This window comes from Nocardia sp. NPDC055002 (assembly GCF_053608825.1).
Genome location: NZ_JBSGWE010000010.1, coordinates 118,645 through 133,842, shown reverse-complemented (window position 1 = coordinate 133,842; position 15,198 = coordinate 118,645). Strand labels below are relative to the sequence as shown.

The window sequence follows — 15,198 nt, the reverse complement described above, 5'->3', positions numbered from 1 at the left end:
CGGTTACCTGGAAGGGCCGTCACTCCCGTGAGCGCGGGAGTCGGCGTGTACTGGAAACAGAGGCCAGGCGAGAACCGAATCAGACAGGAGACTGCTCATGCGAGCGACCTACATGTACGGCCCCGGCGATGTCCGCGTCATCGAGGTCGCCGACCCGGTGATCGTCGACCCGACGGACGCGGTGGTTCGGATCGTCCGCAGCTGCATCTGTGGTTCGGACCTGCATCCGTATCACTCCATGGCGCCGTCGTCACAGGGCAGCCCGATGGGTCACGAATGCGTCGGTGTCGTCGAAGACGTCGGGCGTGAAGTGCGCACGGTCAAGAAGGGAGACCTGGTGATCACGCCGTTCGCGTGGTCGGACGGCACCTGCGAGTTCTGTCGTGAGGGCTTGCAGACTTCGTGCAAGCACGGCGGCTTCTGGGGTGGCGGAAAAGTCGGTGGGTTGCAGGCCGAAGCGGTGCGCGTGCCCCTGGCCGACGGCACGCTCGTGGCGGTGCCGGTGGCGGAGACCTCGCCGCTGATCCCGTCGCTGCTGACGCTGTCCGATGTCTACGGCACCGGCCATCACGCCGCGGTCAAGGCCCGCGTCACCTCGGACACCACGGTCACCGTCATCGGGGACGGGGCTGTCGGGCTGATGGCCGTGTTGTCCGCCCGTCGGCTCGGCGCCGAGCGGATCATTCTGATGGGTCGGCACAAGCAGCGCACCGACCTGGGGCGCGAGTTCGGCGCGACCGAGGTCGTGGCCGAACGTGGTGACGACGGCATCGCCGCGGTGCGCGAACTGACCGGCGGCGACGGCACCCACGTCGTCATCGAGGCGGTCGGCCACATGCCCGCCTATGAGCAGGCCATCGGTGTGGTGCGGCCGGGTGGCGTGATCAGCCGTGTAGGTGTTCCCCAGTATTCGAAGGCTCCCATCGGATTCGGCACCTTGTTCGGCCCGAACATCACCCTCACCGGTGGCCCGGCCCCGGCCCGCGCCTACATCGACACCCTGCTGCCGGGTGTCCTCGACGGCAGTGTCGATCCGGGCAAGGTGTTCGACCGCGAGATCGGCCTCGACGAGGTTCCCGCGGGCTACCGCGCGATGGACAACCGCGAAGCTCTCAAAGTCCTGGTCCGCCCCTGACCTCGTGAAACCCCGGTCAGCGGAGGTCGTCGGGGTGCGGGCCGGTGCCGAACGGGTTCGGCTCGTCCTCGGCGAGGATGCCCACAAAAGGTTCGCCCTCGTCGGCGAAGGTGTACGCGCCGCCTTCGATGCGGTCGATCAGGCCGTGCGTCCAGGCTGCTTCGCTGTCGGCGGAGTGCACCCACATGTTCATGATCTCGCCGATGTGGCCGAGCTGCCCCGGACCCTGCTCCGGTGTGTAGTACTCGGTGACCGAGGCGCGCCACTGCTCGAGGCCGATCATTCGTTGCTTCAGGAGTGCGACGGCCTCGGCACGCGGTAGGTCGACGATGAAACCGATGGCGGCCGAGATCATGTCCATCTGCTGGTCGTAGGAGGTCAGGGCCTCGCGGAGCAGCGTGAGGAACTCCTCGGTGCCCTTGTCGGTGATCTCGTACTCGACGCGGGGCGGACCGCCGACGGTGCTCGGAGCGACCTCGTGCGCGAGGAGCAGTCCCTGCTTGGCCATCTGCTTGAGCGCGTGGTAGATCGAGCCGGGCTTGGCGTTGGACCATTCGTGCGCGCCCCAGAATTCCAGGTCGTTGCGCACCTGATAACCGTGCGCTCGTCCGTGCTGACGGACCGCGCCGAGGACCAGCAGCCGGATCGCTGACATGGACGTCTCCCTTCCGAGCGAATGCGATCAAAATAGCAGTATTCAAGTTTGACTAACCGAACCGGGCCCGGTACCTTGGCCATCTAGTCAAATTTGATCACTGGTGATGGAGGGTGTTTTGACTGACCACGATCTCTCGATCGTCGTCGAAGGCCTGCGCAAGAAATACGGGGCGAAGCAGGCCCTCGACGGACTCGATCTCGCTGTTCGAGCCGGGACCGTACACGCGGTACTCGGCCCGAACGGCGCGGGAAAGACCACGGCCGTGCGCATCATGTCCACGTTGCTCCGGCCGGAGGCAGGGCGGGTCGAGGTGGCGGGCATCGACGTGCGCACGCGAGCCGACGAGGTGCGTTCGCGCATCGGCCTGCTCGGCCAGAGCGCGGCTGTCGACGAGGAACTCAGCGGTCGGCAGAACCTGGAGATGTTCGGGCGTCTCTACCATCTGGGCGCGCGGCGCGCGGGTGTCAGGGCCGACGAACTCCTCGCGCGATTCGGTCTCGCGGACACCGGCAAGAAGGCGGTCAAGCAGTACAGCGGCGGTATGCGGCGCCGGCTCGACCTCGCGGCGTCCCTCATCTCCCAACCGCAGGTGCTGTTCCTGGACGAACCCACGACCGGGCTCGATCCCCGTGGCCGCGCCGAGGTGTGGAGTTCGGTGCGTTCCCTGGTCGACGGCGGTACGACCGTGCTGCTGACCACGCAATACCTGGAGGAGGCCGATCAATTGGCCGATCAGATCTCGGTGATCGACCACGGGAAGGTCATCGCGGAGGGCACCGCCGACCAGCTGAAATCCAAGACCGGCGGCGACCGCATCGACGTGGTCCTGCACGACTCCACCCAACTGGCGCTCGCGGCCGCGCTCATCCCCGGCGAGGCGGTGGTGGACGAGGACCGGCGGATGGTCAGTGCCGCGGTCGGTGACCGGATGGCGGCGCTCACCGAGACGGTCCGGGCGCTGGAGACCAACGGCATCGAGGCCGAGGACATCGCGATCAGACGGCCGACGCTCGACGAAGTCTTCATGCAGCTGACCAAGGAGGACGCGGCGTGAGCGCGACATATTCGACGAACCGGACCCTGTGCACGGCGCTCACCGATTCCTGGACGATGACCAGACGCGAGCTGGCGCACTGGGCCCGCCAGCCCGTTCAGGTGGTCGTCGGTCTGGTGTTCCCGGTGATGCTGTTGCTGATGTTCAGCTACCTGATCGGCGGCGGGCGCGGCATCGACGGTGACTTCAAGGACTACCTGGTCCCCGGAATCCTCACCATGACCATGGCTTTCGGCCTCGAGGCGACCATGCTCGCGGTGACCCAGGACCTCGGCAAAGGGGTCATCGATCGATTCCGCTCGATGCCGATGAACTCGGCCGCGGTCCTGGTGGGTCGCAGTGTCGCCGACATGCTGCAGTCGGCGGTCGGGCTGATCGTGATGATCGCGGTCGGGTACGCGATCGGCTGGCGCTGGCACGACGGTGCCGCGTCGTTCCTGGCGGCGGTGGGGCTGTTGTTGCTGTTCCGGTTCGCGATGCTGTGGATCGGCATCTACCTGGCGATGGTCGCGGGCAAGCCCGAACTGGTGCAGGCGGTGCAGATCCTGGTCTGGCCGATCAGTTTCCTCTCCAATGCCATCGCCTCGCCCGAGTCGATGCCGTCCTGGCTGGGTGCGGTCGTCGAGTGGAACCCGATGTCGGCGACGGCCACGGCGGTGCGCGGCCTGCTGGGCAATCCGGGTGCGGTCGGCGACTCCTGGGCCGGGGCACACGCCGAGATGCTGGCGGTGGCGTGGCCGCTCGGTTTGATCGCGGTGTTCTTCCCGCTGGCGGTGAAGCGGTTCCGAGATCTGAGTCGCTAGCTCAGCGCAGCATCTCGGTGCTGACCACGGAGAGCAACTGCAACCTCTCGTAGCTCTCGGTGCCGGGTGTCGCGGTGTAGACCAGCAGCAGATGGGACTGTTCGGGGTCGAGCAGGGTGTGGCAGTTCAGGTCCATGGCGCCGACCTCGGGATGCAGGAAACGCTTCATATCCCGGGGCCGGACGCCGATCTCGTGGGTCTGCCACAGGGTTCGGAACTCCTCGCAATCGGCCAGGAGCAGGGTCGCGTAGTGCGCGGCGCGGGAATCGGGACCGTGCCTGGTCACGGCTTCGCGGAGTCCGGAGACGAACATCCGGGACAGGAACGGGTGGTCGTCGGGTGCGTAACGGTCGCGTTCGGCGGGGTCGGTGAACCAGCGGTAGCCGATGCTGCGAGCGGGGCCGGTGTAGTGGGTGGTGTCGCCGGTGAGGGCGGTCCCGAGCGGAGTCTGGCGCAGTGTCTCGCCGAGCTCGGTGACGATCTCGGCGGGCGTGTCGTAGAGGCGGTCGAGGATCCGCAGCAGACCGGGACTGATGTGCTCGCTGATCGCGCCGCGCAGGGGTGGGCTGTGGCCCGCGAGGCGGAACACGTGGTCGCGTTCGTCGAGGGACAGGTGTAGTCCCTGGGCGATGGAGGCGATCATCTGTTCCGATGGATGCGGTCCGCGTTCCTGCTCCAGCCGGGCGTAATAGTCGGTCGACATGTGACACAGGACGGCGACCTCTTCGCGCCGCAACCCGGTCGTCCTGCGCCGCCGCCCGCGCGCCAGACCGACGTCCTCGGGTTGCAACGACTCCCGGCGTCGTCGGAGGAACTCCGCCAGCCCCGCACGATCGATCACCAGAGATCTCCTTCGGTGTGACTGATTCGGTTCTACCGCCGAGGCCCGCGGGTATCCACTGATCGACAGTCCCTGGATGTCACCACTCGATCCGGCGATCGTGGATATCGACACCACCAGCCCAGCACACCGAGACACAGGAGACGCGACATGCCACGTCGGCAACCCGACATCACTGTTCCCGACCTCACCGGTCACCGCGCTGTGGTCACCGGAGCCAGCGATGGCATGGGCGTCGGGATCGCGTCGCGCCTGGCGGCGGCCGGAGCCGAAGTCGTTCTCCCGGTACGCAATCAGCGCAAAGGCGAGGCAGCGCTAGCCACCGTCCGGCAGACGAGCCCTGATGCGAAGGTCTCGCTGCGCGAACTCGACCTGTCCTCCTTGGCATCGGTGGCGGCGCTCGGCAAGACCTTGCTGGCGGAGGACCGCCCGATCCATCTGCTGATCAACAACGCGGGCGTGATGACCCCACCGGATCGTCAGGTCACCGCCGACGGTGTCGAATTGCAGTTCGGCACCAACCACCTCGGGCACTTCGCACTGGTCGGACACCTCATGCCCCTGCTCCGCGCGGGGCGTGCGCGCGTCACCTCCCAGGTCAGCGTCGCGGCCAACCAGAACCGGATCAACTGGGACGACCTGAACTGGGAACGCTCCTACCACGGCAGGGCCGCCTACAGTCAGTCCAAGATCGCGCTCGGTCTCTTCGGGCTCGAGCTCGGCAGACGTAGCCGCGCACACGGATGGGGCATCACCAGCAATCTCGCCCACCCCGGCGTCGCACCGACGAATCTGCTCGCCGCCCGGCCCGAGGTCGGGCGCACCGAGGACACCACGGGGGTCAAGCTCATCCGGTGGCTGTCGGCCCGCGGCATCCTGCTCGGCACCGTCGAGTCGGCGAAACTTCCCGCCCTCTACGCCGCCACCTCGCCCGATGCCGAGACCGAACGCTTCTACGGACCCAGCGGACCGGGACATCTCGGCGGCCCACCGGCCGAGCAGAAGCTCTACAGCCGGCTGCGCGACCACGACGACGCCCAGCGCATCTGGCAGATCTCCGAAGAGCTCACCGACGTCCGGGTGTCGGCATGACGGGTTCGGGCGCCTACGGACGAGCCGGGTAGCCCCATTCTCGGCACGCCGACCTCAGCGCGTCCGGGATCGTCTCGTCGGCGGGCAGTGGCCGGGCAGGCTGGATGGCGCCGGAGCGGATGGTGTCGCTCCAGTCGCCGATGCCGCGAACGTAGCTGCCGTGGTCGAAACGGCCGTAATCCAGCATCGAGGGTTGCCACTCGACGTCGAGGAACTGGCACAGGCCGCGCACGGTTTCCTCGGGGCGGTGGGTCAGGTCCTCGTAGCGGATCTCGTGGCCGTCCAGGGCCGCTCTTGCCTCGTTCATCGCCGCGACGAACTCCAGCGTCCGCCGCACTGGGTCGATCTCCCGGCGATCCGCCCAGGCGCGGCCCAGGGAGTCGGCGATCTGCACCGGGTGGCGCAACAGGAACACGTAGCGGGCGTCGGGCCAGCACGCGGCGATCCGTGGCCAGGTCAGCACGCTGCTCGTCGTCTTGTTGACCATCCGGTCCTTCCCGCTGCGTTCCAGCTCATGGTGCAGGAGGCGGTCCCAGAGAAGATGTTCGAGCTCGCGGATCGTCAGGCCGAGCGCGTCCAGCGAGATGCTCGCGTAGCGCTCGGTGATGTCGTCGGCGGCCCAGTCGAGTTCCTGGACGGTGAGCAGGTTCAGGTGTAGTTCGTGCGGGGCGTGGATGCGTGCGTGGCTGTCGAGGACCGACCGCAGCAGGGTCGACCCGGATCGGGGCGCGGACAGGATGAAGATCGGCGCGGGCACGAGGCGGTTCGCGGTCGCCTGCTTCACGGTCGTGGGCTCGGCAGCGCAGCGGTGATCAGGCCCCGGCGGAGGAGGAGATCGACGACGTGAGCGGCGGATTCGGCGACCGGCTCGGCGGTGGTGTCTATCCGCAGAGCGGGGAGCAGTGGTTCCTCGTAGGCCGCGTCGACCCCGGTGAGCTGGGTGAGTTCGCCTCGGGACCGGCGCCCGTACAGGCCCTTGACGTCGCGTTGTGCGCAGGTCGAGAGCGCGGTAGCGACGTGGACTTCGGCGAAGTCGAGGCCGGCGTCTTCGTGGCGCACCCGCATCAGCGCGCGATCGGCGGCGTACGGCGCGATGGCTGCCACGAGAACGAGCACGCCGTGCCCGGCCAGCATCAGCGCGAGGGTGGTGATCCGGCCGAGATTCTGTGTGCGGTCGTCGGGGGACAGGCCGAGTTCGGGCCACAGCCGCCCGCGCACGTCGTCGCCGTCGAGTACCTCGACCCGATGCCCGGCGGCCGCCACCCGATGCCGGGTGGCGGCGGCGATGGTGGATTTTCCCGAACTGGGCAGCCCGGTCAGCAGAACTGTCCCGCCCGGTCTGCCGGGCCCGTCATTCATCAGACATTTCTGACAGGGCGAAATTATGCGGGGGTATCGATTGTGCGATCGACGCGTAAACGACTGCTGCCCAAAAGAATTCGTCCTGGCGCGATAAGGGAAACGGTGCCACTGATAATGATTCGGCGCATCTCTGGCCTAGTTTCCGAAGACGAGACTGCGCAGAACCAGGAACCGCAAACCGCCGACCGCGGCCATGACGGCGATCACCGCACCCGCCTGCGCGACCTCCCCGAGATCTGGCGCCAGGAAATCCAGCCCGGCCAGCGCCGCCGTGCTGATGGCGAGGCCGAGCAGCGCCAGCCCGCCACCCTCCCATTGCGCGGTGAATCCGCCGACCCTGCTTCCCGCCCGGAAGGTGAGCTGACGGTGCAATTCGTTGGCGATCACGGTGCTCACGATCGATCCGGCGACATTGGCGACCAGTGGACCGCTGTCGTGCATGGTCATGAACAGCAGCACATAGGCGATGTTGCTGGCGCCGCCGACCAGGGCGAACCGGATGAGCTGAGCGAGGGCGTGGTCGCCGCGCAGGAATCGCAGCACGCCGGCGGGATCGATGTGCGACGCAGAGCCGACCCACGGTGCGTAGGTGCTGGTGGGCAGCATTCCCGGGCGGGTGATCTGCGAGACGGTCATGTTCGTTCCGATCGAGGGTGCGGACCCGGCGGTGCTGCCGGACAACGCTTGTGACTATACGTAGAAGTATACGTATAAACAAGTGTCGCGTCGGCACGGCAACCGTCATCGGCGAGATCGGCATTGGCACCCGCGGCGCAGTGGGCGGACACTGGAGGAATGGTTGACAGGGAGCAACGCACACCCTTCTACGGGGTGGTGCTGATTCTCGCAGCGTTGGGCGCGTCGATGGCGGTCAGTTACTACGGGCCGACCTGGTTTCGCGTCACCGTCTACATCCTCACGGTGGTGGTAGTCCTGGTCGGCGGTGTCATGACCTTCCGCGACTACTCGCACTGACGCAGCGAATTCGCGCGTCGCGCCCTGGCCTGTCAGGGGGCGCGATGGGTTGTGCTGGGGCAGTATGGGTCCCGGCCAGCTCGCCGGGCTGCACCCGGCCGTACCCGCTGAGGAGTTCGCCGTGGCATACATCGTGGATTTCGCGACCGTTTCGACCCAGGGATTGGAGTCGTCGCCGGTCGCCGACGCGCTCGCGGGATTGCGGGCGAACGAGGCCAGGTATTTCAAGAACAAATACGATCACGTCTTCACCGTGGAGCCCGCCGGCGAGGCGAAGCAGGCCGTCGACTGGGTGAGCCGGATACTCGCGGAAGAACGTGACATCGTCATCGCCTCGCGCCCGCTCGAAGCTACCGCTTTCCAGGTCGAGAACATTCGTATGGCCTATGTCTTCTACGAAAGCGGCCTGTCGATCAACGTGATGTACTCGATCGACGATGCGAAGAAACGGGCGGTCGGGTTCAAGCTGAGCGACGGAATGGAAGTACCCGCGGAGCTCGACTCGTTCAAGTTCGCACGGCAGAAGTCGAAGCTCGCAGGCACTATTCGCGGTTCCTACTTCGTCATCAAGGGCGAGTACTGACCGCTCCGGTGCTGGATTCATCGTGCGGCAAACCCTGTTGGGAGTGCGGCCGTAGCGAGGACCCTGTGGTGGTTCGAGTATTCCCGCTCGCTGCCGCAAGGAGACTCTCATGACCGTCGAAGCCAATACCCGACTCAACAACGTGGATATCGACGCCGTCGGTGGTCTCGTGGCGGCTGTCGGAGCCGATCCGGCCAAGGGCCAGACCACCTGGGCGGCGCATGTCGGGTGGAAGGGCGGGTTCGCCTCGGAGGCGCGCGTCCGCAAGTTCGCGGCGATCCCGTCGGACGAACCGTCGGCTCTCGGCGGCGCCGACACCGCCCCCAACCCCGTCGAACAACTTCTCGCGGCCCTCGGCAACTGCCTCGCCGTCGGCTACGCGGCCAACGCCACGATCGCCGGTATCCGAATCGACGATCTGCGCATCGACGTGAAGGGCGACCTCGACCTGCACGTGTTCCTCGGGCTCGCCCAGGGACACGCGGGCTTCGAATCCATCACCGCGACGGTGTCGATCGATTCGGACGCCACCCGGGAGCAGCTCGAGGACCTGCACACGAAGGTGCAGTCCAGCTCGCCGGTAGGGCACACATTGAGCAACGCGGTGCCCGTCGACATCACTCTCGCCTAGGCGCGGGTCTCCCACGGCTCGGTCGTTTGACTGCGTTGCATTGCCGAGAAATTCGGCCGTAAACAGAACAGTCCCCGGTAGTCTCCATCGAATCCGTGAGCTCAGTCGTCGCTGACGACTCCGGTGTTCGATTGGCTTGCCGGGGGCTTAGCCAGATCCTGAAATGACGTCACTACGGTCGACGAACGTCTTCATCGGCAGTGCGGCTCATTCCGGTGTTCCGGTATGTGTCCAGTCTTCTCCGGATCTGCTCGATGTCAATACCTTCGCGCTGTCGAATATCGCCTGATTTCGACCGTCGTGCCGAGAATTCATCGCATTGTGTGGATGGCCTTTTCGGAGGACAGTGGATATGTCCGGTGGCGCCCACCGGGGCGCCGCCCTTCCTGGAGTAGGAGGTGGCCCGTGTACGCACGTTCCAGCACATTCGCTGCCCAGCGGTCGTCGATCGACCGTGGTATCGCATACCTCCACAATGCGGTGATGCCGAACATGCCCGAAATCGACGGGTGGGTCGGCATGTCACTGATGGTGGACAGGGCGACAGGCCGATGCATCGCCACGACCGCGTGGGAATCCGAGGACGCCCTGCACGACAGCAGGATGCGCGTCCGATCGCTGCGCGACGGTCTGGCCGAAGCGCTCAACGGTCAGGTCGAGCACATCGAGGAATGGGAAGTCGCGGTGATGCACCGCGATCACCTGGCCGGCGCGAGTGCCTGCACCCGATGCACCTGGATCCAGGTCGACCCGACGGCAGTCGACTTGGCGATTCACACGTTCAAGTCCAGCTTGCTGCCGGAATTCGAGAAGATCGAAGGATTCCGCAGCGCCAGCCTGTTCGTCGACCGCGACACCGGCCGAGGGGTGGGATCCACGGTCTGGGCAAGCCGAGAGGAATTGGACAACAGCCGCCCCCTGGTGGATCGCATGCGAGCCGAAGCGGTCCGCACCATGGGAGCCGAAGTCCTCGAGGTGGCGGAGTTCAGACTCGGCTTCGCCCATCTGCGTGTTCCCGAGTTGGTCTGAACGACGAGACATCCGGCCGTGGAGCGGCAACTCCCGGCCGGCCTTCGGGCTGTAACGAAGGAGCATTGTGAATGCCTCAATCGGAGCCGGCGAACCACTCGACGCGGCTGAGCGTGCGGAACTACAGCGCCTGCGACAGGAGCTGACCGAACTTCGTAGCGCCCGTGGCGCGGAATCGCCGAACGCCGCTCCGGTCGACGGCACACGTTCCTCCGGTCACCGGAAATTGCGCTGGACGGGTGCGGCGGTCCTGCTCGTGCTGGTCGCCGTCCTGTCCTTTTGCGCGGTCCTCGCCCGCTACGCCCACAACGAGGTCCTCGACACCGACCGCTATGTCCGGACGATGGCGTCGCTGGGGTCGGACCCGGTGCTGCAGGGCGAACTCACCGATCAGATCACCGAGGAGGTGATGACGCGCCTCGATGTCGAGGCGATCACCGCCGACGCGCTGCGGTCGATCACCGACGACGCTCCCCGCGTGCCACCCGCCGTGGTTGGGCTGGCGCCGGTGATCGCCGATCAGGCCGAGTCGTTCGTGCACCGGACAGTCGAAGCGTTCGTCGCCTCCGACCAGTTCGAAGCCCTGTGGATCCAGGCCAACGAGCAGGCGCATCAGGCGCTGGTCGCTGTACTGACCGGGCAGACCCGGCCCGGCGTCGATGTCAGTGATCAGGGCGTTGTCAGCATCTCGCTGGCCCCGATCGTCGACCGGGTCCGCGCCGCGCTGATCGATCGGGGGTTCGCGTTCGCGGACAAGGTCCCCACGGTCGACAAATCGTTCGTGCTGTTCGAATCGTCCGAACTCGTCAAGGCGCAGCGGGCGACCTCGGCGTTGGACAAGGCCTCCGCGGTGCTGCCCTGGCTGACCTTGCTGGTCGCCGTCGGTGCCGTGTGGGTGGCGCCGAACGGTGCACGCCGACGCGCCGTTGCGCTGGTCGGAGTCAGCATCGCGATCGCGATGGCGCTGCTGGCCGTGGCGATCGCTCTCGGCCGGTCGTGGTATCTGGGGGCGGTCCCGGCGGACGTGCTGTCCGCGCAGGCGGCCACGGTGCTGATCGACACCGTGCTGGTTCCGCTGCGCACCGCCTTGCGGGCGGTGTTCGTGCTGGCCGTGGTGATCGCGGTCGTGGGATACCTCACCGGATCATCGGGGTCCGCGGCCGCGGTTCGTGGCGCGGGTGCTCGGGCGCTCGACGCGCTGCGCGTGCCCGCGGACAGGCGGGCCCCGTATCCGATCGAGTCCGCGGTCGCGCGGTTCCGCATCCCGCTGCGGGTGGTCATCATCGTGATCGCGGTGACGACCCTGGTGTTCTGGCCGTATCCGTCGGGCGTGGTCGTGGTGGTGACCGTGCTGGTCGCGGTGGCCGCCCTGCTGGTAGTGGAACTGGTGGCCCGGCCCGCGCTGGTCGGACGCGACGCACCTGTCTGACAACGAATTTCCAGGAGTACGCCACGACTGCCGGGACGGTGGGTTTCGATGAGCAACGATTCGGCGGGGCAGATCGGCGGCACTCGACGACTGCTGGCGGTGCTGCTGGCGATGGCGATGTTCGTGCTCGTCGTCGATACATCGCTGATGAACGTGTCGATCTCGGCGGTGGTTCGCGATCTCGAGACAACTGTCAGTGGCGTCCAAGCGGCGATCGCGCTGGAGGCGCTGGTTTCGGCCGCGTTCATCCTGATCGGGGGAAAGGTAGGTGATCTGATCGGACGCAAGCGGGCCTATGCGCTCGGTCTGATCGGCTACGCGGTCGGGGCGTCGGCGATGGCGTTCGCGCAGAGCCTGATCGCGATCGTCGTCTTCTGGGCCGTGCTCGGCGGGATCGGCGCGGCGCTGCTGTTGCCCGCGATGCAATCGCTGATCCACGGCAACTTCGAAGGAGCGGCGCAGAAGAAGGTCTATGCCCTGGTCGGCGCGGCTGCTGCGATCGCCGCCGCGGTCGGCCCACTGCTCGGCGGATTCATCACCACCTACCTGTCGTGGCGCGTCGGGTTCGTGTTGGAGGTGGTCGTCATCGTGATCGTGCTGTCCGGGATGGGCATCGTCCGCGATGTGTCCTACACCGGCCCCCGCGGCGTCGATCTGGTCGGGGCGGCGCTGTCGGTTCTCGGCATGGGCGGAATCGTGCTGGGCATCCTGGTGTGGCAGGAGGGCGGCGAAGCGGTCGGTGCGCTCCTGGCTGTCGGCGCCGTCGCGCTGGCCGGTCTGGCCTATTGGCTGGTCCGGCGTAAGCGCGCGGGAAAGTCGACACTGCTCGACCCGGACCTGTTCCGGTCCAAGATCTTCCGGCTGGGCATCTCGGGACAGATGCTGCAGCAGATCGCCCTCGGCGGCACGATGATCGCCCTGCCGATCTATCTACAGATGGTGCTCGAGTACAACGCGATGCAAGCCGGGCTGTCCATCGCGCCCCTGTCGTTGAGCATGTTCGCCGTGGCGGTGCTCGCGGGCAAATACGCGGGGGATCGGCCGGCGAGCACCATCATCCGGTGGGGATTCGTGCTCCTCACCCTCGGGACGGTGGTACTCATCCCGATCGTGCCCCGAGCGGAATTCGGCTGGGGGCTCATCATTCCCCTCATCATCGCGGGATCGGGGTTGGGTCTGCTGGTGTCTCAGCTCAACGACTACACACTGGCCCCGATCGAAGAGGAGCGGATCAGCGAAGCCGCCGGCGTCAATTCGGCGGCCGGGTCGTTCGGGTTGTCCTTCGGGCTGGCGTTCGCCGGAGCCATCATGCTGGCGACGTTGTCGATCACCTTCACGAGCATGGCGGAATCGAGCACGGTGCTCCCGCAGGCACAGCAACAACAGGTGTCGCAGGTGCTGGAGGACGACGCCGAGATCATGAGCAACACCCAGCTCGATCAACTGCTCGTCGACCAACCTCCGCAGATCCGCGACGAGATCGTTCGTATCAACACCGAGGCTCGGCCCTTCGCCCTGCAGGTGGCGCTGCTGGTTCCGCTCCTGGCCGGTCTCGTCGGGTTGTTCAACTCGTTCCGGATGAGGCGCGTCCCGGAAGCCGTGCCGAAGCCGTCCTGATCCAGGTCGCGATATCGGAAGGTGGCCATCAGCCACACCTGGGGTCCCTGGTGTGGCGGGCCGATCCGGACGATGGTTTACCTATGAGTGGCATGAAGTCGACCACCGAGGTGTGGCGGGAGAAGATCCCCGACTTGCGTCTGCGTTGCCCGGCATGGATGTCTCGACCATGCTGATCTGGCTGGCAATTCCGGTCTTCATTGTCGCCGTCGCGGCGGAGTTCGGGTACATCAAGCGTCACGGCAAGCCGTACGACTACCGTGACTCGGCTACCTCCATCGCCGCCGGTGTGGGGTACCAACTCCTCAACATTCCATGGGCGCTGGCGGAGCTCGCGATCTTCGCGTCTGTTTCCTCGCTGGTGCCGTGGCACCTCGAGGGCTGGGTCGCGTGGGCTGTCGCACTGGTCGGGGTCGACTTCGCCTACTACTGGTTTCATCGCGCGCACCACGAAATCCGGGTGTTCTGGTCGGTTCACCTCGTGCATCACTCGAGCGAGAAGTTCAACCTCACCACGGCACTACGCACGCCCTGGCTGGTGGTCACGTCCCTGCCGTTCCTTGCTCCACTGGCATTGTCGGGAATCGACGGCAGGATCATCGCCGCCTCCTACGCGATCAGCCTGCTGTACCAGTTCGGCATCCACACCGAGGCCATCGACAAACTCTGGGCGCCTGTCGAATTCGTGTTCAACACGCCGAGCCACCACCGCGTGCACCACGGCTCCAACACTGAATATCTCGACCGTAACTACGGTGGCGTGCTCATCATCTGGGACCGCATCTTCGGTTCCTTCGAACCGGAGGGCGAGCAGGCGGTCTACGGCCTCACCAAGAACGTCGACACCTACAACATCGCAAAGATCAACGCCCGCGAGATAGTCGCGATCTGGCAGGACGTCGAGAACGCGGCGAAATTCTCGGACAAGCTCGGCTTCCTGTTCCGACGTCCCGGTTGGCAGCCACAGCCGACCTGACTCACCGAGCGACCTCGGTGAGTCAGGCCCTTCCGATGTCGGCGTCCTGGCCGAGCTATTCCGTGAAGTCGACCTTGGTGCCGTCGATCCAGCCCGGCAGGCTGTCCGCGACGAAGTCGGACATGTCGCGGCCCGCGTCGATCGTCGATTCGACGTCGGCGAGGTAGGTGGCCATCGCGCGTTTGGCCGACGGCGTGGACGCCGCGGTGAGGAAGTGGGCGCGTTCGATGTGCAGGCCCTTCTCTAGCGAGGTCGAACCACCCTGGTAGACAGCGTGTTTGATACCACGGACCGCCGTGGGGGAGCGCTTCGCCAACCTGGCAGCCGTCGCCTGCGCCTCGGTCAGCAGCTCGTCGGCGTCGATCAATCTGTGCACGAGCCCGATCTCCAGCGCCCGGCTCGGGGTGATCGGAGCGCCCTCGAGACACAATTCCAGGGCACGGCCCGCGCCCAGCACGCGAGTCAGCATCTGGGTGCCACCGCCGCCGGGGATGATGCCGACCAGGATCTCGGGCTGCCCGATTTCGAAGGGGCCATCGGCCATCAGGCGCAGGTCGCACGCCAGCGACAACTCGCAACCGCCACCCAGCGCGCGGCCGTTGAGCGCGGCGATGAAGACGGTGCTGGACTCGCGCATCAGACGGCACACCTCGTGATAGCGGCGCAGATTCGCGACACCGCCCGCGCCGGCCCGGGCCAGGCCCGCCTGCCCGCCGGGAACATGGTCGGCCAAAGAACTCATCCGCAGCGCCGCGCCCGCCGTGCGCGTGTTCAGCGTCAGCGGTGCGGCAGCTACGCCCGCCAGGATCTCCGACACCGAGTAGTGGCTGACGAACACCCCGTCGACGGCGCTGGTGAGCACGACCGCGCGGACTTCGTCGTCGCTGTCGATGGCGCGCAGGAGGTCGAGCAGTTCACCCATCACGGCATCGGTGAGGAAGTTGTAGGGCGGGTTGTTCAACCAGATAATTTGGACGGGGCCGGTCCGGTCGGTGCGGAGAAACTCCATGCGA

Annotated in this window: 18 protein-coding genes; 12 read left to right on the top strand and 6 right to left on the bottom strand. The window is 66.4% G+C overall.

Annotated elements, in window-relative coordinates; all coding sequences use genetic code 11:
- The first annotated feature begins 97 nt into the window (after window positions 1-97).
- Window positions 98-1,135: a zinc-binding dehydrogenase gene (locus ACWF99_RS30370; RefSeq protein ID WP_452538054.1), complete on the top strand. Its 1,038-nt coding sequence runs from the start codon at window positions 98-100 to the stop codon at window positions 1,133-1,135.
- Between the two features lie 16 nt (window positions 1,136-1,151).
- Here ACWF99_RS30370 and ACWF99_RS30365 read toward each other — a convergent pair whose 3' ends face one another.
- Entirely contained in the window at window positions 1,152-1,790 is a 639-nt protein-coding gene (locus ACWF99_RS30365; protein WP_378629691.1) for a PadR family transcriptional regulator, read from the bottom strand.
- Between the two features lie 118 nt (window positions 1,791-1,908).
- Between ACWF99_RS30365 and ACWF99_RS30360 the strand changes: the two genes are divergently transcribed.
- Both ACWF99_RS30360 and ACWF99_RS30355 read left to right on the top strand, forming a co-directional pair.
- On the top strand, window positions 1,909-2,847 hold the full coding sequence (locus ACWF99_RS30360; RefSeq protein WP_378629694.1) for an ATP-binding cassette domain-containing protein: 939 nt from the start codon (window positions 1,909-1,911) through the stop codon (window positions 2,845-2,847).
- A complete protein-coding gene (locus tag ACWF99_RS30355) occupies window positions 2,844-3,650 on the top strand; it encodes an ABC transporter permease (protein ID WP_378629696.1) in 807 nt (268 codons plus the stop codon). Before ACWF99_RS30360 ends, ACWF99_RS30355 begins: the two co-directional genes overlap by 4 nt.
- Window position 3,651: 1 nt before the next feature.
- On the opposite strand, the gene ACWF99_RS30350 is transcribed toward ACWF99_RS30355, so the two are convergent.
- Entirely contained in the window at window positions 3,652-4,491 is an 840-nt protein-coding gene (locus ACWF99_RS30350; protein ID WP_452538053.1) for a helix-turn-helix transcriptional regulator, read from the bottom strand.
- 150 nt (window positions 4,492-4,641) lie between these two features.
- Between ACWF99_RS30350 and ACWF99_RS30345 the strand changes: the two genes are divergently transcribed.
- On the top strand, window positions 4,642-5,583 hold the full coding sequence (locus ACWF99_RS30345; RefSeq protein WP_452538052.1) for an SDR family oxidoreductase: 942 nt from the start codon (window positions 4,642-4,644) through the stop codon (window positions 5,581-5,583).
- 13 nt (window positions 5,584-5,596) lie between these two features.
- Here the strand turns inward: ACWF99_RS30345 and ACWF99_RS30340 are convergent, their stop codons facing one another.
- The 3 genes from ACWF99_RS30340 to ACWF99_RS30330 form a co-directional block, all read right to left on the bottom strand.
- Window positions 5,597-6,367, bottom strand: a complete 771-nt coding sequence (locus ACWF99_RS30340; protein WP_452538051.1) for a sulfotransferase family protein — start codon at window positions 6,365-6,367, stop codon at window positions 5,597-5,599.
- Window positions 6,364-6,942 (bottom strand): adenylyl-sulfate kinase, encoded by a 579-nt coding sequence (gene cysC, locus ACWF99_RS30335; protein ID WP_378659616.1) that lies wholly within the window; start codon window positions 6,940-6,942, stop codon window positions 6,364-6,366. Before cysC ends, ACWF99_RS30340 begins: the two co-directional genes overlap by 4 nt.
- Window positions 6,943-7,080: 138 nt before the next feature.
- A complete protein-coding gene (locus ACWF99_RS30330) occupies window positions 7,081-7,581 on the bottom strand; it encodes a GtrA family protein (protein ID WP_378659613.1) in 501 nt (166 codons plus the stop codon).
- 159 nt (window positions 7,582-7,740) lie between these two features.
- On the opposite strand from ACWF99_RS30330, the gene ACWF99_RS30325 reads away from it, so the two are divergent.
- The 8 genes from ACWF99_RS30325 (at window position 7,741) to ACWF99_RS30290 (ending at window position 14,185) form a co-directional block, all read left to right on the top strand.
- Window positions 7,741-7,920, top strand: coding sequence for a hypothetical protein (locus ACWF99_RS30325; protein WP_101464077.1), 180 nt, complete (start codon window positions 7,741-7,743; stop codon window positions 7,918-7,920).
- Window positions 7,921-8,041: 121 nt separating this feature from the next.
- Window positions 8,042-8,503: a phage tail protein gene (locus tag ACWF99_RS30320; protein WP_452538050.1), complete on the top strand. Its 462-nt coding sequence runs from the start codon at window positions 8,042-8,044 to the stop codon at window positions 8,501-8,503.
- Between the two features lie 109 nt (window positions 8,504-8,612).
- Entirely contained in the window at window positions 8,613-9,134 is a 522-nt protein-coding gene (locus ACWF99_RS30315; protein ID WP_452538049.1) for an OsmC family protein, read from the top strand.
- 163 nt (window positions 9,135-9,297) lie between these two features.
- Entirely contained in the window at window positions 9,298-9,423 is a 126-nt protein-coding gene (locus ACWF99_RS30310) for a hypothetical protein (RefSeq protein ID WP_378629709.1), read from the top strand.
- A 194-nt stretch (window positions 9,424-9,617) separates the two neighbouring features.
- Window positions 9,618-10,163 (top strand): hypothetical protein, encoded by a 546-nt coding sequence (locus ACWF99_RS30305; RefSeq protein ID WP_378629711.1) that lies wholly within the window; start codon window positions 9,618-9,620, stop codon window positions 10,161-10,163.
- A gap of 67 nt (window positions 10,164-10,230) precedes the next feature.
- Window positions 10,231-11,592, top strand: coding sequence for a hypothetical protein (locus ACWF99_RS30300; RefSeq protein ID WP_452538048.1), 1,362 nt, complete (start codon window positions 10,231-10,233; stop codon window positions 11,590-11,592).
- Window positions 11,593-11,640: 48 nt separating this feature from the next.
- Window positions 11,641-13,209 carry an MFS transporter gene (locus ACWF99_RS30295; protein WP_452538047.1) on the top strand — a complete coding sequence of 523 codons (1,569 nt, stop codon included), beginning with the start codon at window positions 11,641-11,643 and terminating at the stop codon, window positions 13,207-13,209.
- Window positions 13,210-13,363: 154 nt separating this feature from the next.
- Window positions 13,364-14,185, top strand: a complete 822-nt coding sequence (locus tag ACWF99_RS30290; protein ID WP_452538046.1) for a sterol desaturase family protein — start codon at window positions 13,364-13,366, stop codon at window positions 14,183-14,185.
- A gap of 55 nt (window positions 14,186-14,240) precedes the next feature.
- On the opposite strand, the gene ACWF99_RS30285 is transcribed toward ACWF99_RS30290, so the two are convergent.
- A complete protein-coding gene (locus tag ACWF99_RS30285; RefSeq protein ID WP_452538045.1) occupies window positions 14,241-15,194 on the bottom strand; it encodes an enoyl-CoA hydratase/isomerase family protein in 954 nt (317 codons plus the stop codon).
- Window positions 15,195-15,198 lie beyond the last annotated feature (4 nt).